We start from the raw sequence: 18,830 nt of genomic DNA on the forward strand, positions 1-18,830 counted from the left end.
GGTGATCCACATCACTATAGGAAACAGGAGGTTGGATCATGGCAGATCACGCGGCAGAGGTCGTTGAAACCGAACTCGTTGGCGAGTCCCTCGTAGAAGAGGTGTCGATCGACGGGATGTGCGGGGTCTACTGATGTCGACCGCGACATCAACCGTGCCCGGCGGCCGCGCTGCGCCGGCCGCCGGGGGCGCACCCGCCCAAAACTCCGGGACCAAGGCGGCGCGGCCCGCCGCCGACGTCCCCGCCGCAGCAGCGTCTGGCTTCGACTCGACGCTGGCCTGGCAGCTCAATTCGAAGGTCGCCCTGCGACCCGAACCGTTCGGTGCGTTGCTGTACCACTTCGGCACCCGGAAGCTGTCCTTCCTCAAGAACCTCACGGTGGTCGGCATCGTCGCATCGCTGGCCGAGCATTCCAGCGCCGACGCAGCGCTGTCGACCGCCGGAATTGACGTCGTCGAACGCCCGCTGTACCTGCAAGCCCTTGGTGCACTGGCTGATTCGGGGATGATCGTGCGACAACCAGACCCAACGGAGGCATCGATATGACCACCATCGAACGTCCGCGCACTGACGCGCCAGCCAAGGTCGGTCGGCTGGTCGACCAGTTCGAGAAGGGGCTCGACGCGCCGATCTGCCTCACCTGGGAACTGACCTACGCGTGCAACCTGTCGTGTGTGCATTGCCTGTCGTCGTCGGGTAAACGCGACCCGCGGGAACTGTCCACCGATCAGTGCAAGGCGATCATCGACGAGCTGCAGCGCATGCAGGTCTTCTACGTCAATATCGGCGGCGGTGAACCGACCGTGCGTCCGGACTTCTGGGAACTCGTCGACTACGCGACGAGCCACCAGGTGGGAGTCAAGTTCTCCACCAACGGTTTACGCATAGATCAGAAGGTGGCGCAACGACTCGCGGAGTCGGACTACGTCGATGTGCAGATATCCCTCGACGGCGCGACCGCAGAGGTCAACGACGCCGTTCGCGGTCGGGGATCCTTCGACATGGCTGTGCGCGCGTTGGAGAATCTGCGCGACGCCGGGTTCAAAGACGCCAAGATCAGCGTAGTGATGACGCGTCACAACGTCGACCAGCTTGATGAGTTCAAGGCACTGGCCGACCGATACAACGCGACGCTGCGCATCACTCGCTTGCGTCCATCCGGACGTGGTGCCGACGTCTGGGATGATCTACATCCTCGGCCCGAGCAGCAACGAATCCTGTACGAATGGCTTGTCGCACACGGTGATCGGGTGCTGACCGGCGATTCGTTCTTCCATCTGTCCGCGTTCTCCGGTGCCAGCGGTGGTGGCGCGCTCCCAGGTCTGAACCTATGCGGAGCGGGGCGCGTGGTGTGCCTGATCGACCCGGTCGGCGACGTATACGCCTGCCCGTTTGCGATCCACGAGAACTTCCTCGCCGGAAATATCGAGTCCGACGGTGGCTTCCGAGAGATCTGGCAGCGCAGCGACCTATTCACCGAATTGCGTGAACCCCAGAGTGCCGGTGCCTGCACCAAATGCAATCACTTCGACGCCTGCCGGGGCGGTTGCATGGCAGCCAAGTTCTTCACCGGTCTGCCGCTCGATGGCCCCGATCCCGAGTGTGTGCAAGGCTTTGGAGAGCAGCTGCTTGCCGGTGAGCGGTCGAAACCCACTGCGAACAAAGACCATTCGCGTGGCATTCCACTCAAGCTTATGACTCGGCCCCCCTCCCGCAACTGCGACGAGGATCCCCTCGCCGGGTTCACCCCGTCGTCGTTGACCATCACGCCGGTCTGAACCACCACCGAGCACGATCAGAAGTACCAGAGGAGTAGTAACACCATGTCCAAATTCGCCGAGCTGTTGGAGCAGAATCCGTGGCGCCGCAACCCGTGGTTCGAGACGGTGCTCGAGGCGCAGCGTCGAGCAAAGAAGCGGTTGCCGAAGTCGGTCTACTCCTCCCTGATAGCGGGAACGCAGGAAGGGGTGACGATCCACGACAATGTCGAAGCGTTTTCCGAACTCGGTTTCGCACCGCATGTCGTCGGTGCCACTGCCGAACGAGATCTTGCCACTTCGGTTATGGGACAAGATATTTCGTTTCCAGTTCTGATCTCGCCGACTGGTGTGCAAGCCGTCGACCCAGACGGTGAAGTTGCGGTGGCGCGTGCCGCCGCAGCGCGCGGCACCGCAATGGGGTTGTCGAGTTTCGCCTCCAAGCCGGTCGAAGAAGTCACAGCGGTGAACGACAAGATCTTCTTCCAGATCTATTGGCTGGGTAGCCGCGAAGACATCCTCAATCGTGCGCAGCGCGCCCGCGAAGCGGGGGCCAAAGGTCTGATCGTCACCACCGACTGGGTGTTCAACACCGGCCGCGACTGGGGTAGTCCGGAGATTCCGGAGAAGGTCGATCTGCGCGCGCTGGCGAAGCTCGCGCCGGAGATCGTCACCAAACCGCGGTATGCGCTCGACTGGATTCGTGACGGCAAGATTCTGATCCCGGATCTGTCGGCACCCAACCTGGTGCATAGGGGCGAACAGGGGCCGACGTTCTTCGGTGCCTACGGTCAGTGGATGGGAACCCCCCCGCCCACGTGGGAGGACTTGGAGTGGCTGCGCAAGGAATGGGGCGGCCCATTCATGGTTAAGGGGATCACCCGTCTCGACGATGCCAAGCGTGCGGTCGACATTGGTGCAACCGCCATCTCAGTGTCGAACCACGGGGGCAACAACCTCGACGGCACGCCGGCATCGATCCGCGTACTCGGCCCGATCGCCGACGCAGTCGGGGGTGACATCGAAGTGCTGCTCGACGGCGGCATCCGTCGCGGAAGTGATGTCGTCAAGGCACTTGCGTTGGGCGCCAAGGCCGTAATGATCGGCCGCGCCTACCTGTGGGGTCTGGCCGCCAATGGACAGACCGGCGTCGAGAACGTTCTGGACCTGCTTCGAATGGGTATTGACTCGTCGCTAATGGGGCTCGGTCGGGGCAGCGTCCACGAATTGTCGCGTGACGACCTGCTCATCCCGGACGAGTTTGAGCGGAGTTTCGGGGGATAGCCCGACCAGGCCCGCGAGAGGCCCGACACCGAATAGGTGCCGGGCCCGCCGAGGTCTGATTCGTCGAACCAGCCCACTAGAACGTGTTACAGTTTTGTCAAACTCGTCTATTGGGAGATGCGCATGGGAACCTTCGACGGCCAGGTCGTCTACATCACTGGTATCGCGCGCGGACAGGGCCGCAACCATGCAATTCGCTTCGCCGCCGAAGGTGCGTCGATCATCGGCCTGGACATCGCGGGACCGGTCGCTGATCACATGACCTATCCGTCCGCGACGTCCGACCAACTGGCCGAGACTATCCGTCTGGTGGAGGAGGTCGGCGGCAAAATACTTGCGCGCCAGGGCGATACGCGCGATCTTGCCTTTCAGGCACAGTTGGTCGCCGATGGCGTTGAGCAGTTCGGGCGGCTCGACCACGTGGTCGCGAACGCTGGCATCCTCTCGTGGGGACTCACCTGGGAGCAGTCGGAGGAACAGTTCGCCGACGTGATCGACGTCAATCTGATTGGCACCTGGAAGACGCTCAAGGCCACCATTCCGGCGATGCTGGAAGCTGGTAACGGCGGGTCCATCACCGTGATCAGTTCGGTCGCCGGCCTTAAGGCGATGCCGGTGCAGTCGGGTTACGCGGCGTCGAAATTCGGTCTCCGAGGGTTGGCGCAAACAGTCGCGAAAGAGTTGGGCGACAAGCGTATTCGTGTCAACACGGTTCATCCGTATGCGGTGAATACGCCGATGGGTATGGGGGATTCCACGGCGTTCAAGGTCTTCGAAGAGTATGGTCGCCATTTCCCATCGCTGATGGACCACTACCCGGTCGCCAGCGTCGACGACTTGACCGATGCGGTGGTGTATCTGGCGACGGCGAAAGCGGTGACCGGAGCGGAATTCCAGATCGATATGGGCAGTTCAAAAGTGTAGTTTCCTTCGGCGTGAATTTGCGATAGCGTATCTGCGTGGAAATGACCTGGCAGGACCTTGAACTACGCGCCGAGGCCGGTCTGCGATTGCCGATCACCGGGACGGTCGTTACCGAACCGGACTACCAGGAAGGCATCTTCGGCTTATGGGGGCGTGTCCCGGTCAGGCTGACCGAGCGTCGAGGTGCGCATCGACTGTGGCGCTCCGATGGAAACCTACGGTTGGATTCGGTTGAATCGGATTGGCAGCTGTGGATTGACGACCAAGATGTTCATATCCGCAATGATGGAGTGGTGCAACAGTTTTCCAGTGTCGGGTTCGTCGGAGCGCCGGCGGCGATGATGCGCCCCGGCTTCAAGACGATCTTCGACGCCAGCCCGATCGAAATCGTCGAGGTCGACTACCGTGGGCGACACTGTTGGCAGGCAAGCCAAGGGCATCGGCACCTCATGGTCGACGTCGACTCGGAGGTGCCGATCGCGCTGCGTGATTCCGAAGAGTGTGTGGACCTGGAAGGTATTGATTTTCCGGCCGCTATCGATCCAGATGTGTTCCGGCACAATGCCAGCGAACCGCTCACGCCTGCGCAGTGGCTTCGGCGTAATGTCGCCCGGCGAGTCACTGCGCCGCACGAGGATGCCGCCGGGGCCTGGAACTACCCTGTGCTGGATGCGCTATCGGTCGAGGAGGGGAAGACGACGAAAGTCGAGTTACAAACCTCCGACGGTATCCGGCTTACGCTGTGGCGGATAGACAAGGGAACTGTGTCGAGTATTCCCGCAGCTGCCACCCGCTTCTCGACCACGGACTACGACTGGGCGATGCTGGCGATCACGCCACCCAATTTGGATCTCGCTTCGATAATCGCGCAGATACGAGACAGTTCAGCCCGACAATGAATTCTCGTCCCCCTCAATGGTATTCGAGGGCATATTGCCCTTCGACCACGCTGAGGGGGACGAGAATTTCGCGTGCTCTCGCTAGCGCTCAGTCTTGCCAGACCGTCGCCGGATCCGTGGCGGTGCGGGCCGGCCCGGTCGGCGTCTCGGTGACTGACCGGGAGAAACGCGGAGCAACCTGCGCCTGTGTCACGCCGTCGATCTCAACGAGAGTGCCGCGAGCGGCGAGGTGCGGATCGCTGGGGGCCTCGGTGAAATCGAGGATGCCCGAGGTGCACGAGTCCGTTCCGTCGAAGATGGCCGACCACTCGTCGCGAGTCTTGGTCTTGAACTTGTCGACGAAAATCTGCTTCAACTCATCCCAGCGTCCAAAGTCGTTCTGCGCCGGGATATCTGCGTCGGTGAGCTCGAGTCCGGTGAGCAGTTCGGCATAGAACTGCGGCTCGATGGCGCCCACTGCCATGTATTTGCCGTCGGAGGTTTCATAGACCTCGTAATAGGGTGCGCCGGTATCAAGGAGGTTCACTCCTCGACGGTCTTGCCATAGCCCAGTGCCTCGGAAGGCCCACATCATCTGGCCCAGGACTGACGCGCCGTCGACCATCGCGGCGTCGACGACCTGCCCCTTACCCGACGTCTGGCGCTCGATGATCGCGGCGAGAATGCCGAAGACGAGGAACATCGAACCGCCACCGAAGTCGCCGACGAAGTTCAGTGGCGGCGTCGGCTTCTCGTCGCTGCGGCCGATCGCGTGCAGCATGCCGGTCAGCGAGATGTAGTTCATGTCGTGCCCGGCGAGGTTGGCGCGTGGGCCTTCCTGGCCCCAGCCGGTCATGCGGCCATAGACCAGCGCCGGATTGACCGCGGCCAGGTCATCCGGGCCAAATCCCAAGCGCTCCATGACTCCTGGCCGGAAACCCTCGATGATTGCATCAGCCTTCGAGATGAGATTGAGGATGGTCTCCCGGTCCGCCGGGTTCTTCAGGTTGGCTTCGACGACGCGACGGCCCCGAAGTAGCGCGTCCGCGTTGCGGCCCTCGGCGGGCAGTGTGCCCGGCCGTTGTACCCGGATGACATCGGCACCCAGGTCGGCGAGCAGCATGGCGGCGTGCGGTCCCGGCCCAATGCCGGCGAACTCGATGACTCGTACGTTGTGCAGTGGCCCTTTTCGGCCGGAATCGGCTCGATTCGAACTGGTCATTTCTGAAGCCTCCTGGTCTGAGCTGGCCGCGGCGTAGACGCGGTCGCAGCCCCGCACGACGCGGGGGAACGTGTCGAAAGCGTGGTCGCTATCACAATCCGCATCCAGCATTACACAACCGATCGAGCGCTCGTACAACCGGCCCTGAGCGACATGTACCGAGACTTTTACCGCGGTGGCAAGGATTAGCCTGATTTTGGGGTTAACACCGTCGAGCGAACTGACTACAGTGGTGCGAATGACACGTTCGGCGCAGCTGGGTCATCGCACCTGGCCGGAGTTCGACGGCGCAGGGGTGATCGTGCTGGTGCCGATCGGCGCCACCGAGCAGCATGGTGAACATCTCCCGCTCGGCACCGACACTCAGGTGGCACAAGCCGTCGCCGACGCCGTGGTGGCTGGTGCGCAGCTCGATTCGCTCGTCGTCGCCCCGGCGATCAATTACGGAGCTAGCGGTGAACACGAAGGATTTCCCGGCACGATCTCGGTCGGGCGGGACGCACTGAAGATGATGCTCGTCGAATATGGTCGCAGCGTCTGCCGGTGGGCGTCGCAGGTGGTCTTCGTCAACGGTCATGGGGGCAATGTGTCGACATTGATCGACGCGGTAGGCCTACTCCGCTATGAAGGTCGCGATGTCGCGTGGTTTCCCTGTGCTCCGGCGCGTGGCGATGCTCATGCGGGGCGCACCGAGACTTCGCTGCTGTTAGCCATCTCGCCGTCGCTGGTGGTTACCGAGCGCGCACGCGCCGGTAACACGACGCCGATTGGCGATTTGATGAAAGACATTGCAGAACAGGGGGTTTGCGCGGTGAGCGCGAATGGTGTGCTCGGCGACCCGGCCGGCGCGACCGAGGCTGAAGGCCGCCAGTTGATCGGCGGAATGACTGCTGCGCTGTCCCGCCGCATCGATGTGTGGCAGGTCGATGAGCGGGGCATGCTCGCATGACGACCGTTGCGGGGTCGGAGCCTGACGTCGACGCGACGGACACGACGGAACTGCCAGACGGCTTCCAGGTGCAAATCGATTCGGCCTGCATCCGCGGTGACTTGCGTTATCTGGTTGGCGGATCGCCGACGCGGTTGCTGCGGATGAGCGACCGCGCGTTGGGTATGACTTCGGCCGATGGCCGGATCGAAGTCTGCGACGCGGCGACCCGCCAGCTCGCGCGCACTCTGCTCGCGTCCGGCATCGCCAATCCGCGCCCGATGTTCGGCCCGTCGAGCGATCAGGTCACGGTGGTAATTCCGGTGCGCGGCAACCAATCCGGCGTCGATCGCCTCATTGCCGCCCTGCCCGTCGGCGCTCCGGCGATCATCGTTGACGACGGATCGCAGGTGCCGATCACCGCGGACCGGGCGGGTACCACCGTGCTGCGACTCCCGGAGAATCGTGGCCCGGCCGCCGCCCGCAATGCCGGTGCGGCCGCCGCGACGACCGACTTCGTCGCATTCGTCGACTCCGACGTCGTGCCCTCGGCGGACTGGTTGACCATGCTGATGGGACATTTCTCCGACCCCTTGGTGGCGATCGTCGCGCCGCGGATCGTCGGCCTACGGCGAAATACGCGGTCGCCTATCGAGCGCTACGAGAACGGCTACTCATCGCTTGACATGGGACCGCATGAGGGGGCAGTGATTCCCGGCACCCGTGTTCCATATGTGCCCAGTGCGGCGATGATTGTGCGGCGCAACGCATTTGCAGGTTTTGATGAGTCGCTGCGGGTCGCCGAGGATGTCGACCTGTGCTGGCGGACCCACCGATCCGGCCAACTTGTCCGCTACGACCCGGTGGCGACTGTGGCGCATGATCACCGGACAACCCTGCGCGCGGTACTTGATCGACGTCGCTTCTATGGCACCGGAGCGGCATCGTTGGCCCAGCGGCATGACGACCTCGCCGCACCGGTGGTTATGCGCATTCCACTGGCGCTCGCCGTGGTCGCACTACTGTCACGCACTCGGATCGGATTGACGATCGCCGTCTTCTGTATCGCACAGATGAGCTGGCGGCTGCGTCGTCGGTTGGGTGAGCTGCCGTCGGGCGAATTGGTCACCGCCGAGATGATGAGTAAGGCAATCGGTTTCGGTCTGCTCCAGACCGCAGGTGCGGTCTGTCGGCACTATTGGCCGGTGACCGTGGCTGGTGCGCTGATTTCCAGTAGGTTCAGATTGCTGGTGCTGCAGATCGCGGTCGCCGAATCCCTAACGCTGTGGATTCGATCGGCGCTGGTCGAAGACCATGCGCCAACGGTTGGCCCGCTGACCTACTTCGTATTGCATCGCTTGGACGATTTGGCCTACGGTGCCGGACTCTGGCAGGGCGCGGCCCGCGCGGGTGACTTCTCCGCTCTTCGGCCTCAATTGATTCCCTAACGCGTGCTGACAACCGACCGCGCCGACGTCGTCATCGTCGGTGCGGGAAGTGCCGGAAGCGTATTAGCGGAACGGCTTTCGCGGGATTCCCGACGGCGGGTGCTGCTGCTTGAACGCGGACCGTCGACTCCGCCTCGCGACGCCGGGCTATCCCGACTACCAATCGGTCCCGGAGCGAGGCATACCCGCGGATATGAGACCGCCGACCCGACGCTGTCAGTGGTGCGTGGTCAGGGGCCCGGTGGTTCATCGGCGGTGAACGGTGGCTATTTCATGCGCTGGCACGACGATGATCTTCGTGACCTGGTCGCATCCGGGCCGTGGTCGGCCGCCCGGATCGCCAGCGCGTACAGCGAACTCGACTCTGTGGCCGGCACCATGCGGGTCAGGCCCTGGCGAGACGACGAACTCACCGATGTCGCGTCGGCTTTCGAGGAGTACTGGGCCGCGCGGATGCCAGTCCGGGCGGCAACGGGCCGACGGCCGATCGTCGGGGTGAATCGTGTACTGAGTAATCAACTTGGTGGACAACGGGTTTCATCGTTCGACAGTTACCTGCAACCGGTGCTGGATCGGGAGAATCTCACCGTCGTTTTCGACGCCGAGGCCCGCGCGCTGCGGACCGTCGGTGGCCGGGTGGCCGACGTGGAGGTACTGGTCGACGGCCGACTCGAGTCGGTCCAGGTGGGAGAGGTGATCTTGTGTGGCGGGACGTTGGGCACCGCCGAAGTACTGTTCCGATCAGGGCTGTTCGCTGGCGAACTGACCTTGATCGAACACCGGGAGGTGCTAGTCCGCTACCGGCGACGTCGGGCGGCGAGCGCCGCCCCGGCCTTGTTGCAAACAGTGGTCCACGATGATGGCGGATGTGAAATACGTTGCTACTCAGATGATTTCGCCCGATTCATCGATTGGATACCGGCATCGGGCCCCGCGGTAGGCGTCGCCGCGATGACGCCAGGGGTGTCCGGCCGGCTGAGCTGGGCCAATGATGCCCTGATGATCGATCTGGGATCCCGGAACCCAGCGGACTGGCCCGGCGGCGACGCGGTGGTACGCAGCGTGGACTCGGTGGTGCGAATGCTCGGGTCACCCGAGTTTGATCCCATCGTCGAGCCGAATTCCGTTGCAGTGTCTGAGGTTTCGTCGACATCGCAGCATGCGTGTGCGACGCTGCCGATAGGTACGGCGACTGATTGGTCTGGCGCCGTCAAGGCTATCGATGGACTACGGGTGATCGATGGGTCCATCCTTCCACGCGCGGGTCGTAGCGGCCCCCACGAAACCGTGATGATGCTCGCGTGCCTGATCGGCGATGGACTCATCGGCTGACGCGAGGTGATTCGGTAGGGCAGTATCGGGGGATGGCCGTCGATATTTCAAGCCTTGTGTCCGCCCTGCCGTCGGGGCGCGTCGTCACCGATCCCGATGTGCTCGGGGCCTATCGTTTCGATCGTGCCAACGACCCGGACGCCGGTACGCCCATCGCGCTCGTCCGGCCGGCCGACACCGACCAGGTCCAAGCCGCAGTGCGATGGTGCGCGCGGAATTCGGTGCCGATTGTCATTCGCGGCGCCGGCACCAGTCTGTCGGGTGGGTCGACCGCGGTCGACGGCGCGGTGACGATTTGCACCGAACTGATGACGTCCATCAGCGTCGACGTGGCGACCCGTACGGCGGTAGCACAGCCGGGTGCGTTGAATGTCGATGTGAAAGCTGCTGCCGCAGAACATGATCTGTGGTATCCGCCGGATCCGTCGTCATTTGAGATCTGTTCGATAGGCGGCAACGTCGCGACGAACGCCGGCGGGTTGTGCTGCGTCAAATACGGTGTCACGGTTGAGTATGTGCTCGGTCTGGAAGTGGTGTTGGCCGATGGTCGTGCGGTGCGGCTTGGCGGACGACAGCTCAAGGACTCGGCTGGTCTGCCGCTCACCAAATTGTTCGTCGGCAGTGAGGGAGTGCTCGGCATCGTCACCGAAGTGACTCTGCGGTTGCTGCCGCGCCAGGCGACGCCCGCGACGGTGGTCGCGAGTTTCCCGTCAGTCGTCGAAGCCACTCGCGCTGTCCTGGATATCACCGCGCAGATTCGACCCGCGATGCTGGAGTTCATGGATTCGGTGGCGATCAACGCCGTCGAAGACATGCTGAAGATGGACCTCGATCGATCTGCCGGAGCGATGCTCGTGACGCAGTCCGATGCCGCCGGGGCGGCGGCAGATCACGAGCTGTCGATTATCGAGGCCGCGTTCGGTAGATACGGCGCCACGGAGTGTTTCGCGACGACCGACGCCGCGGAAGGCGAGGCGTTCACCGCGGCACGTCGTGCGGCCATTCCTGCGGTCGAACGGCTTGGCCCGCTACTGCTCGAAGATGTGGGGGTACCGCTGCCGCAACTGCCGGATCTGGTTGCCGGTGTAGCGCGGATAGCCGAACGGAACGACGTAACAATCTCGGTGATCGCGCATGCCGGGGACGGAAACACGCATCCGCTGATTGTGCACGATCCGAGTGACGCCGACGAAACCCGAAGGGCTAATGAGGCATTCGGTCAGATCATGGATTTGGCGATCGAACTCGGCGGCACGATCACCGGTGAACACGGCGTCGGGCGGTTGAAGAAGGGATGGCTGTCGAATCAAGTCGGTGCCGACGTCATGGAGATGACTAGAAGTATCAAGAATGCCTTGGACCCGCAAGGCCTACTGAACCCAGGAGTGGTGTTATGAGCTACGCATTCGACGACCCGGCGATCCAGGCATTTCTCGCGGAGGGAACCAGGACCGGGCACCTTGCCTATAAGGCTTCCGACGGGCGGCCGCTGACCGTTCCGATCTGGTTTGTCGTCGACGGTGATCGTCTTGCCTTCAACACTGGCGCGACAAGCGCGAAAGCTCGTGCCATGCAGCGTGATTCGCGAGTCGCGCTTTGCGTGGACCTGCAGGAGCCGCCCTATGGCTTCGTCACCGTGCAGGGAACCGTGGAGCTATCCGAAGACTTGGCCGAGGTCGGGCGGATTGCCACTGCCTGCGGCGGTCGCTACATGGGGGCTGATCGAGCGTCGGAGTTCGGCACCCGCAACGCGGTACCGGGTGAGTTGGTCGTGTGGATCACGCCGACCAAGGTAATCGCGCAGCTGGACGCCACCGCATAATTAGTTAGCTTATCCTTGGTGTACCGTTTTCGGTATGTTGAAACCAGGCCCGAGGACGAATTGTCGTCGTGCGGTGTGCCGGGCGGCGACGCGGCTCGGGTTGCTGACCGTTGCGGTCGCGACGCTGGTGTCGATGGGTTCGGTGGCCTCTGCCGCGGCGCGCCCGACCGCTGGCGCCGTGATTGCGTCGGAAGATATTACTGCGCAACCGAACTCGCGCATCGTGAACGCCCGGCGGGTGGTCGCGATGACCTATCTTTCCGAGGGGCCGCACGGGAATCTGGTGCCGGTGCGCGGCTCGGTGTCCATCCCCGCCAGACCCGCCGGAGGGTGGCGGCTGGTGGCTTTCGGACACGGCACCACCGGCCTCGGGGATAAGTGCACGACTACCGATCGGATGGGCAGCAAGGTCGGCGGCAAGGGAGTATTCGACGACTGGTTCGGGCAGTGGCTGGGGAGTGGATATGTCTTTGCGACAACGGAATACGCTGGAATTGGCGGTCCGGGCGTGCATGCCTATTCGGATGGCAAAGTGGCTGGCAAGAACCTACTCGATGCCGCTCGCGCGGCTCGCGCAATTGTCAAGAAGTACACCGGCGGCGATGTCGGCAAGGGGTTTGTCACCGTCGGCGGATCCCAAGGCGGGCAGACCTCGCTCTGGGCCGGGCGGCAAGCCCCCTCGTATGCTCCCGAGTTAAAGAATGTCGGCACCGTCGCTCAATCGGTGCCGACTGAGATTGCGTCGATGTTGTCGGTGATCCGGCCGGGTATTCCGCCGGTCCCGGTTCCCGACTACGTCACCTATGTGTCCTATATCCTTGCCGGCGTCAAGGTGGTGCGCCCCGACGTCGATGTCGACTCCTATCTGACCCCCTTGGGCAGGCGCGTTGTCGAAGACGCCAAGACGCTCTGCTATCCGAATCAAGGGCGCGCGACCAAGGGACTTGGTGTGGGCCAACTGGTCTCGAGGCCGCTCGCTCAGGGCAATTTGATCGACGCCATTCGGCAGATCACCAGTGTGCCCAACTCGGGTTATCGCGAACCAATTCTCATCTACCAGGGACTCTACGATCCTGTTGTGCCCATGCCGTTTACGGACGACTTCGTCGAGATACTGCGACGCAACAACGCGGTCCCGGTCGACTATCGCAAGGTGCCGACGTCCCATGGATTGGAGAGCTCGGTTGAGACGCAAGCACTCCGGTGGGCGAATAGTTTGCGCTGGCCCGCGCGGTAGGAGAATTTGCGGTCAGGCGATACGCCCGGCTAAGTAACCTTCCCGTTGGGGACGGCACGCCATAACCTCGGTCTATGGGCGCTCCAGAATTCTCGAAGGTCATGCGACGCTTGATGATACTGATTGCGGCGGTCGCGATGCCGACGCTGTCGATCGCCGCCCCCGCTTCGGCGGCGCCGCAGGGATATGCGCCACCACCGGGGTGCGCCTGGCAACTGATGTCGAACAGCACTGACCTCAACGTTGCGTTTCCCGACGCCAACGCCACCTATTGGATCTTGCCGTATGTGCTGGCCGGCGGTGATTCAATCAGCCTATCCGGCACCTATCCGACGGCCCGATACTTTTCGCTGAATACCTATGGAACCGACTTCAATACGGTTGATACGTTGCGCGACAACCAAATTAGACCAATCTCCGGCGGGAATCCCTATGCGTCAACAGCTGCGGCGTCGAGACTGGGGTGGGGAAGTGGCAAGCGACGGTCGTCAACCGCCCGGCCGATCACTCGCGAAACGAGATACGTGGTCTACCGGCCGCGGGCAAACAGCGGATTCCGTTGGGGTTCCTGATCATTCGGGTATATGTTCCGCGTAACGCGGTGTCGGCGAACGGGGGTGTGACGCTGCCCGACGTAACGATGCACCTGGGCGGAGCCGCAGTGCATTTGCCACCGTGTGCGGTTCCATTTAACCCGCGCGCTTATCGCGGTCCGATCGCGGCGGCACTGACGTCGGTCTTCGACAAGGCGATCGGGAATGCCGCGGCCAATTCATTTCCGGCGAACTCACCGGAGGCGACCTTTGTGAATCCGGCGAGTACGGCGGGGCTATTTCCCAACGGGGACAACAAATATATCGGCGCTGCGCTGACCTACCGCCCCGGCCGCGTCGCAGTGGTCCGCGGCAAAGCTCCGAGCTTTCCCAACACCCGCGCCGGCGCGTCACCGGCACAACCTGGCGTCGACTTGCGGTACTGGTCGATGTGCCAGAACGACAAAGTCAGTCCGTATCCGGTCGTCGCGTGTGCGGCGGATTTCCAGACGCGACTTGACGCTGCTGGCTACTACACGTATGTCGTTGCGGCACAGCAGGATATGGCGGCTACGTCGAATCCGGCGTTGACACTGGTCCCCTGGGGCTCGACGTCGGTCCCGAAGAAGGTGGTCTTCCTCAGGTACATGCTGCCATCGTCGTCGTTCTACCCGTCGACGGTGCAGGCCGAACAGGCCAATCGAACCGACCCGGCATCGACTATGGGTGCCTACTACCCGCGGGCGACGTATTGCGATGTGACAGTGCTGCGCAGCCGGGGCTGGCAGGCGTGTTTCGAGTAACGGAGCCGTCAGGCCGGGGTCACCCAGGTGGTGATATCGCAGTGCACGACCTCGGTTCCGGCCGTGTCGCGAATCGCGATATTGACCACGACGTCGGTGCCGGTGGTGATGGCGTCGAAGTCGATATCGTCCAGGCGGGCCTCGGCGGTGAGTCGTGTGCCGGCCTTGGCGAGATATTGAGTGTTCATCGCCTTGGGGATCCAGCGGTGGGTCGACGGGGTGGTGGCCTCCATGAGCATGCCCATCGCGGCTTCGGCGAGATTACACGCGGCAATCGCGTGGAACGTGCCGATGTGGTTGTGTACGCCGAACCAGTTTGGGGCGGTGACCTTGCAGTAGCCGGGTTCCATATCGGTGACCAGCGGCAGGACGGTGCCGAAATAGGGGACGCGAGCGACCATACCGATGGAGAACAAGGTGTTTCCGAGGGCGTTGTTCGGCAGCTTCTTGCGTAGTGCGTAGGTGGCGCTGGTGGTGCGCTTGTCAGACATGCCCACTATCTTACCGCACAGTAAGATAGTGGGCGATGTCGCCGATCGGCCCTACCGATAACCGCGGTGAATACTGCAGTTCGTTTGGTAGTACGACCGGTCGTCGATCGTCGGAGCCGCTGGGGTATGCCTCGCGAAACTGAACTCGCGCCAACTTTGATTGTCTGGCTTTTGGGCGTAGCGCCATTCGGCGCACTTGCGCAAATCCGTTGGGAGACGGTCGAATTGGCTGGCCGCATCGGCGGAAAGGCCGCCGAGGAAGTAGGCGTCGACTTTGCCGGTGGACTCATACCGCTCCACGTTGTAGTGGGCGATATACCGCTCGGGATTGAACAGTGCGAAGCCGAGCGTCGCGAATATGCCCAGGGCGACCAGTGTCCGGGTGAGGCCGGCGATGTTCATCCGAGCGCCCGCGACCAGGAAGCCGATCATCACCATGCCGACCAGAAGTTCGACGAAGATGCCGAAGATTCGGTCCTCGGTCATCCCATAGGCGTTGATATACCGCGTCATCCGATGGATAGCCGAGGCTCCAACGGCGAGTGTCGCGACACAGAGTCCGCCGAGGAGGACTCGCGCCGAAATGCGTGAGCGCGGGTCGTCGACGTCGACGAAATACCACGCAATGATCGCGACCCCGATTACCAGGATGCCGACGACGAGCAATTGCCAGAAGCCCTGGACCGCGTACTGCGAATAAGTGAGGCCCGCGGTTTTCTGGACGAAGTCGTCGCCGCCGAACATCGCGGTCGCCTGAACACCGAGAAACAGTACGAACATCGCCAGCAGTGCACCGACGGGTACGGCCCACGCCCATGGCGGCGGCAGGTCTCGTTCGGGGCGGCTCGGATAGCGGGTGCCCTGGGCGGTAAGGAATGCGCCGCCCAGGGTGAACAGCGCGATAACTACGCCGGCGATCAGCGCTGCGGCAAGGTCGGGGCCGACCGGATTTGTGAGGTCGAAGTCGAAGAGGGAGCCGAAAGTGGCGTCGGCGCTTGCGAACAACGCGCCGAACACGATCAGCAGCAGGATTGTCGTGACCGCGACGAACAAGATCAACGCGGAATGCTGCCGAGCGTCGGGCCGGGGTGGCTTGGGTGGTCGTCGGAACAGTGCCGCGAAGCCCGCGACCGGCGCGAAGAGCGGGCTTAGCGCGGCGAGCCACAGCCCGCGAAGGCCATGTGCCTCGACGAATAACACCGCACCCGCCGCGATCGCCGCGACTATGCACAGCGCGCTGACCCAATCGGCGTCGCGGAACGTCGGTACCGCCACCAACCCGAGAATGCCGACGGTGATGACGACCCAGTAGGGCGAATTCCGCGTGCGAAAATCGGCGGGTGCGGTGGCGAGTACGGCCGCCAGTGCGGCGATGCCGGTAAGAGTTGTGCCGATGCCCGTTTCATCGATACGCCAACAGACTGCGCCGACGATCCCCATCGCGGCGACCACCAGGAGCGTCGTTCGGGGGAAGATGACGTTGGATTCGTACCATGTCCACCAGCGGAGACGTGGCGGCAACGTTGGTATCGGAGCTGGATAGGGCGGGATGGGTCCCGGCTTCAGCACGGGCGGGGTCGGAGATGTGGTCGGGGTGGGTGATGCGGTCGGGGTGGTGTCCGACGGGGATGTTTGCGATTGCGTCGAATCGTCGGATGCGGATCCCGGCGTCGAAGGGCCGGGCTCAGAGTTCTCGGGCATATCGGGATGGACCTTTCTGGATCCGAAAACGGTGAAACCCGTTAACGACGGCCACATCGATCTGGTTCCCGAAAGTGAATTATAAGAATTCCTTAGTAAACTGGGGTGGGTCTGGGGTTAGGTTTAGCCGTCGGGTTGGCGGCCGTCGGGTTGGTGGCGGCTGAAATCTGCGATTTGGCGGAGGCTGCGGGGCGCGGGCGCCTCGCTGCCGTCGACTACGCAGAAACTAGCCGGGTCGGTGTCGTCGATGACTGAACTCTGACGCGTGACCGCCGTCGAGGGAAGGTGGCCCTCGCCGACGTTGAGCGCGCAGACTTCAGCCACGTCCTGCCGCCGGCTGAATCCTGCGGCTCACCCCTCGCTGAGGGGGCAGTTCCCTCGCCGACGCCCACCGCGGGAGGAACCAGCGTCACGCGCGCGGCCGATGAGGTCTGTCGACCCCAACAGCGTCGATTTGGCCTGTCGCGCCAGATGGTGCATACTTGTCGGGTTGCCTTGATGGGGTAGTCGCTATTTCGCGGCCTCGATCAGGTAGGTGACTGCCAGCCCGAGATACTCGGATTGAGCGTGAAACGCGCTGAACCAGCTTCAGCGGACCGACACGCCCGACCGCGTGGACCGGAGCCCGCCGGGGTGAACCCGGCAACGTACAACGACAGATGAACAGCGTAGATCTTCGGAGTTGCCCGAGGTCATGTGCACCCACCCGAGTGTGTTCGGGCCAGGTCACGCGGTGTTTGTCTGTCGAGAGATTAATCTGACGGAAGAGGACACAGCGTGGCGGGACAGAAGATCCGCATCAGGCTCAAGGCCTACGACCACGAAGCGATCGACGCATCTGCGCGCAAAATCGTGGAGACCGTGACCCGTACCGGGGCACGGATCGTTGGCCCGGTGCCGTTGCCCACTGAAAAGAACGTGTATTGCGTCATCCGCTCGCCGCATAAGTACAAAGACAGCCGCGAGCACTTCGAGATGCGCACTCACAAGCGACTCATCGACATTCTCGACCCCACGCCGAAGACGGTTGACGCGCTTATGCGCATCGATCTTCCGGCGAGCGTCGACGTCAACATCCAGTAGGCGAGGGTTGCAGCTATGACTACACAGAATGCTACGAAGGGCATCTTGGGTACCAAGCTTGGTATGACCCAGGTGTTCGACGAGAACAACCGCGTTGTCCCGGTGACGGTTATCAAGGCCGGCCCCAACGTGATCACCCAGATCCGCACCGCGGAGCGCGACGGCTACACCGCCGTTCAATTGGCTTATGGCGCAATCGATCCCCGCAAGGTGATCAAGCCGGTTGCCGGCCAGTTCGCCAAGGCGGGCGTGACCCCGCGTCGCCACGTCGCGGAGATTCGCGTCAACGACGCGGCTGAGTTCGAGGTCGGCCAGGAGCTGACCGCCGAGATCTTCGCCGACGGCGCGCTCGTCGACGTGACCGGCACCAGCAAGGGCAAGGGCTTCGCCGGCGTTATGAAACGCCACGGCTTCGCCGGCCTGGGTGCCAGCCACGGCGTGCACCGCGTGCACCGTGCACCCGGCTCGATCGGTGGCTGTGCCACTCCGGGTCGCGTGTTCAAGGGCATGCGCATGGCGGGTCGCATGGGTAACGACAAAGTGACCACGCAGAACCTCACCGTCCACAAGGTGGACGCTGAAGCAGGACTGCTGTTGATCAAGGGTGCGATCCCCGGCCGCAAGGGCGGCATCGTGGTCGTGCGTGATGCAGTGAAGGGTGGTGCCCAGAAATGAGTGATGCAGTGAGCACCGATCTGGCCAAAACTAACCTCAAGCTGGACGTCAAGACCGCCGACGGCAAGACCAACGGAACCGTTGAGTTGCCCGCCGAGATCTTCGACGCACCGGCAAATATCGCCCTGATGCACCAGGTCGTCATCGCCCAGCAGGCGGCGGCTCGGCAGGGTACCCACGCGACCAAGACTCGCGCTCAGGTTTCCGGCGGTGGCGCAAAGCCTTACCGCCAGAAGGGAACCGGTCGTGCGCGTCAGGGTTCGACTCGTGCGCCGCAGTTCGCCGGTGGTGGCGTTGTGCACGGTCCGCAGCCGCGTGACTACAGCCAGCGCACCCCCAAGAAGATGAAGGCAGCGGCCCTCCGTGGCGCGCTGAGCGACCGTGCTCGTAACGATCGCATCCATGTCATCGACGAGTTGGTTGCCGGCCAGGTGCCGTCGACCAAGGTGGCGCGCAAGTTCCTCGACGTTCTGTCCGAGCGCAAGAAGTTCCTCGTGGTCCTCGGCCGCGAAGATCTGACCGCGTGGAAGAGCGTCGCGAACCTCGAGTTCGTTCTGCCGATCGCTCCCGATCAGCTGAACACCTACGACGTCCTCGATTCGGATGAGGTTGTGTTCAGCGTCGAGACGCTGAACGCGTTCATCGAGGCGAACACCAAGCGGTCGACTGAGCCGACGGCTCCCGTCGCAGACGAAACGAAGGAGGCCTAGG

At 63.0% G+C, this 18,830-nt stretch carries 19 protein-coding genes and 1 pseudogene; 16 read left to right on the top strand and 4 right to left on the bottom strand.

Annotated elements, in window-relative coordinates; genetic code table 11:
• The first annotated feature begins 38 nt into the window (after window positions 1-38).
• The 6 genes from mftA to AAFP29_RS04440 all read left to right on the top strand — a co-directional run bounded on the left by mftA (window position 39) and on the right by AAFP29_RS04440 (window position 4,865).
• The gene (gene mftA / locus AAFP29_RS04415; RefSeq protein WP_083837347.1) at window positions 39-134 is read left to right on the top strand and encodes a mycofactocin precursor MftA; all 96 of its coding nucleotides are present in this window, start codon (window positions 39-41) and stop codon (window positions 132-134) included.
• Window positions 134-547 (top strand): mycofactocin biosynthesis chaperone MftB, encoded by a 414-nt coding sequence (gene mftB / locus AAFP29_RS04420; protein WP_419216086.1) that lies wholly within the window; start codon window positions 134-136, stop codon window positions 545-547. The genes mftA and mftB overlap by 1 nt, the downstream gene beginning before the upstream one ends.
• The gene (gene mftC / locus AAFP29_RS04425; protein ID WP_419216087.1) at window positions 544-1,779 is read left to right on the top strand and encodes a mycofactocin radical SAM maturase; all 1,236 of its coding nucleotides are present in this window, start codon (window positions 544-546) and stop codon (window positions 1,777-1,779) included. The genes mftB and mftC overlap by 4 nt, the downstream gene beginning before the upstream one ends.
• A 45-nt stretch (window positions 1,780-1,824) precedes the next feature.
• A complete protein-coding gene (mftD, locus tag AAFP29_RS04430; RefSeq protein WP_419216088.1) occupies window positions 1,825-3,042 on the top strand; it encodes a pre-mycofactocin synthase MftD in 1,218 nt (405 codons plus the stop codon).
• A gap of 123 nt (window positions 3,043-3,165) precedes the next feature.
• On the top strand, window positions 3,166-3,966 hold the full coding sequence (locus AAFP29_RS04435) for a mycofactocin-coupled SDR family oxidoreductase (RefSeq protein ID WP_419216089.1): 801 nt from the start codon (window positions 3,166-3,168) through the stop codon (window positions 3,964-3,966).
• A 35-nt stretch (window positions 3,967-4,001) separates the two neighbouring features.
• Window positions 4,002-4,865 carry a hypothetical protein gene (locus AAFP29_RS04440; protein WP_419216090.1) on the top strand — a complete coding sequence of 288 codons (864 nt, stop codon included), beginning with the start codon at window positions 4,002-4,004 and terminating at the stop codon, window positions 4,863-4,865.
• A gap of 88 nt (window positions 4,866-4,953) precedes the next feature.
• On the opposite strand, the gene AAFP29_RS04445 is transcribed toward AAFP29_RS04440, so the two are convergent.
• A complete protein-coding gene (locus tag AAFP29_RS04445; RefSeq protein WP_419216091.1) occupies window positions 4,954-6,066 on the bottom strand; it encodes a CaiB/BaiF CoA transferase family protein in 1,113 nt (370 codons plus the stop codon).
• Window positions 6,067-6,304: 238 nt separating this feature from the next.
• Between AAFP29_RS04445 and mftE the strand changes: the two genes are divergently transcribed.
• The 7 genes and pseudogenes from mftE to AAFP29_RS04480 all read left to right on the top strand — a co-directional run bounded on the left by mftE (window position 6,305) and on the right by AAFP29_RS04480 (window position 14,169).
• Window positions 6,305-7,015: a mycofactocin biosynthesis peptidyl-dipeptidase MftE gene (mftE, locus tag AAFP29_RS04450; protein WP_419216092.1), complete on the top strand. Its 711-nt coding sequence runs from the start codon at window positions 6,305-6,307 to the stop codon at window positions 7,013-7,015.
• Entirely contained in the window at window positions 7,012-8,442 is a 1,431-nt protein-coding gene (gene mftF, locus AAFP29_RS04455) for a mycofactocin biosynthesis glycosyltransferase MftF (RefSeq protein WP_419216093.1), read from the top strand. Before mftE ends, mftF begins: the two co-directional genes overlap by 4 nt.
• Window positions 8,443-8,445: 3 nt before the next feature.
• On the top strand, window positions 8,446-9,774 hold the full coding sequence (mftG, locus tag AAFP29_RS04460; RefSeq protein ID WP_419216094.1) for a mycofactocin system GMC family oxidoreductase MftG: 1,329 nt from the start codon (window positions 8,446-8,448) through the stop codon (window positions 9,772-9,774).
• Between the two features lie 32 nt (window positions 9,775-9,806).
• On the top strand, window positions 9,807-11,171 hold the full coding sequence (locus AAFP29_RS04465; protein WP_419216095.1) for an FAD-binding oxidoreductase: 1,365 nt from the start codon (window positions 9,807-9,809) through the stop codon (window positions 11,169-11,171).
• Window positions 11,168-11,596: a PPOX class F420-dependent oxidoreductase gene (locus AAFP29_RS04470; protein ID WP_419216096.1), complete on the top strand. Its 429-nt coding sequence runs from the start codon at window positions 11,168-11,170 to the stop codon at window positions 11,594-11,596. The genes AAFP29_RS04465 and AAFP29_RS04470 overlap by 4 nt, the downstream gene beginning before the upstream one ends.
• A gap of 34 nt (window positions 11,597-11,630) precedes the next feature.
• Window positions 11,631-12,833 (top strand): lipase family protein, encoded by a 1,203-nt coding sequence (locus AAFP29_RS04475; RefSeq protein WP_419216097.1) that lies wholly within the window; start codon window positions 11,631-11,633, stop codon window positions 12,831-12,833.
• 101 nt (window positions 12,834-12,934) lie between these two features.
• Window positions 12,935-14,169: pseudogene (locus tag AAFP29_RS04480) on the top strand (hypothetical protein).
• An 8-nt stretch (window positions 14,170-14,177) separates the two neighbouring features.
• On the opposite strand, the gene AAFP29_RS04485 reads toward AAFP29_RS04480, so the two are convergent.
• From AAFP29_RS04485 to AAFP29_RS04495, 3 genes are all read right to left on the bottom strand, one after another.
• A complete protein-coding gene (locus AAFP29_RS04485; protein ID WP_419216098.1) occupies window positions 14,178-14,660 on the bottom strand; it encodes a hotdog fold domain-containing protein in 483 nt (160 codons plus the stop codon).
• 51 nt (window positions 14,661-14,711) lie between these two features.
• Complete coding sequence (locus tag AAFP29_RS04490) at window positions 14,712-16,361, bottom strand: DUF4153 domain-containing protein (protein ID WP_419216099.1); 1,650 nt, start codon at window positions 16,359-16,361, stop codon at window positions 14,712-14,714.
• A gap of 123 nt (window positions 16,362-16,484) precedes the next feature.
• Window positions 16,485-16,685 (bottom strand): hypothetical protein, encoded by a 201-nt coding sequence (locus AAFP29_RS04495; RefSeq protein ID WP_419216100.1) that lies wholly within the window; start codon window positions 16,683-16,685, stop codon window positions 16,485-16,487.
• Between the two features lie 453 nt (window positions 16,686-17,138).
• Here AAFP29_RS04495 and rpsJ point away from each other — a divergent pair, with 453 nt between their 5' ends.
• The 3 genes from rpsJ to rplD are packed head-to-tail and all read left to right on the top strand — an operon-like array spanning window position 17,139 to window position 18,829.
• Window positions 17,139-17,444 carry a 30S ribosomal protein S10 gene (gene rpsJ, locus AAFP29_RS04500; protein WP_007318892.1) on the top strand — a complete coding sequence of 102 codons (306 nt, stop codon included), beginning with the start codon at window positions 17,139-17,141 and terminating at the stop codon, window positions 17,442-17,444.
• A 15-nt stretch (window positions 17,445-17,459) separates the two neighbouring features.
• On the top strand, window positions 17,460-18,119 hold the full coding sequence (gene rplC, locus AAFP29_RS04505) for a 50S ribosomal protein L3 (protein ID WP_419216101.1): 660 nt from the start codon (window positions 17,460-17,462) through the stop codon (window positions 18,117-18,119).
• Window positions 18,116-18,829 carry a 50S ribosomal protein L4 gene (rplD, locus tag AAFP29_RS04510; RefSeq protein WP_419216102.1) on the top strand — a complete coding sequence of 238 codons (714 nt, stop codon included), beginning with the start codon at window positions 18,116-18,118 and terminating at the stop codon, window positions 18,827-18,829. The genes rplC and rplD overlap by 4 nt, the downstream gene beginning before the upstream one ends.
• Window position 18,830 lies beyond the last annotated feature (1 nt).

The sequence above is a fragment of the Gordonia sp. CPCC 205333 genome, assembly GCF_048537885.1.
GTDB lineage: Bacteria > Actinomycetota > Actinomycetes > Mycobacteriales > Mycobacteriaceae > Gordonia.

What these genes read in the sequence shown, in the direction of transcription:
- mftB (WP_419216086.1), top strand. Translation starts at nt 134, where the DNA reads ATGTCGACCGCGACATCAACCGTGCCCGGCGGCCGCGCTGCGCCGGCC.
- rplC (WP_419216101.1), top strand. Translation starts at nt 17,460, where the DNA reads ATGACTACACAGAATGCTACGAAGGGCATCTTGGGTACCAAGCTTGGT.
- AAFP29_RS04435 (WP_419216089.1), top strand. Translation starts at nt 3,166, where the DNA reads ATGGGAACCTTCGACGGCCAGGTCGTCTACATCACTGGTATCGCGCGC.
- mftE (WP_419216092.1), top strand. Translation starts at nt 6,305, where the DNA reads ATGACACGTTCGGCGCAGCTGGGTCATCGCACCTGGCCGGAGTTCGAC.
- mftD (WP_419216088.1), top strand. Translation starts at nt 1,825, where the DNA reads ATGTCCAAATTCGCCGAGCTGTTGGAGCAGAATCCGTGGCGCCGCAAC.
- AAFP29_RS04490 (WP_419216099.1), bottom strand. Translation starts at nt 16,361, where the DNA reads ATGCCCGAGAACTCTGAGCCCGGCCCTTCGACGCCGGGATCCGCATCC.
- mftC (WP_419216087.1), top strand. Translation starts at nt 544, where the DNA reads ATGACCACCATCGAACGTCCGCGCACTGACGCGCCAGCCAAGGTCGGT.
- AAFP29_RS04445 (WP_419216091.1), bottom strand. Translation starts at nt 6,066, where the DNA reads ATGACCAGTTCGAATCGAGCCGATTCCGGCCGAAAAGGGCCACTGCAC.
- AAFP29_RS04470 (WP_419216096.1), top strand. Translation starts at nt 11,168, where the DNA reads ATGAGCTACGCATTCGACGACCCGGCGATCCAGGCATTTCTCGCGGAG.
- AAFP29_RS04485 (WP_419216098.1), bottom strand. Translation starts at nt 14,660, where the DNA reads ATGTCTGACAAGCGCACCACCAGCGCCACCTACGCACTACGCAAGAAG.
- AAFP29_RS04475 (WP_419216097.1), top strand. Translation starts at nt 11,631, where the DNA reads ATGTTGAAACCAGGCCCGAGGACGAATTGTCGTCGTGCGGTGTGCCGG.
- AAFP29_RS04465 (WP_419216095.1), top strand. Translation starts at nt 9,807, where the DNA reads ATGGCCGTCGATATTTCAAGCCTTGTGTCCGCCCTGCCGTCGGGGCGC.
- rplD (WP_419216102.1), top strand. Translation starts at nt 18,116, where the DNA reads ATGAGTGATGCAGTGAGCACCGATCTGGCCAAAACTAACCTCAAGCTG.
- mftF (WP_419216093.1), top strand. Translation starts at nt 7,012, where the DNA reads ATGACGACCGTTGCGGGGTCGGAGCCTGACGTCGACGCGACGGACACG.
- mftA (WP_083837347.1), top strand. Translation starts at nt 39, where the DNA reads ATGGCAGATCACGCGGCAGAGGTCGTTGAAACCGAACTCGTTGGCGAG.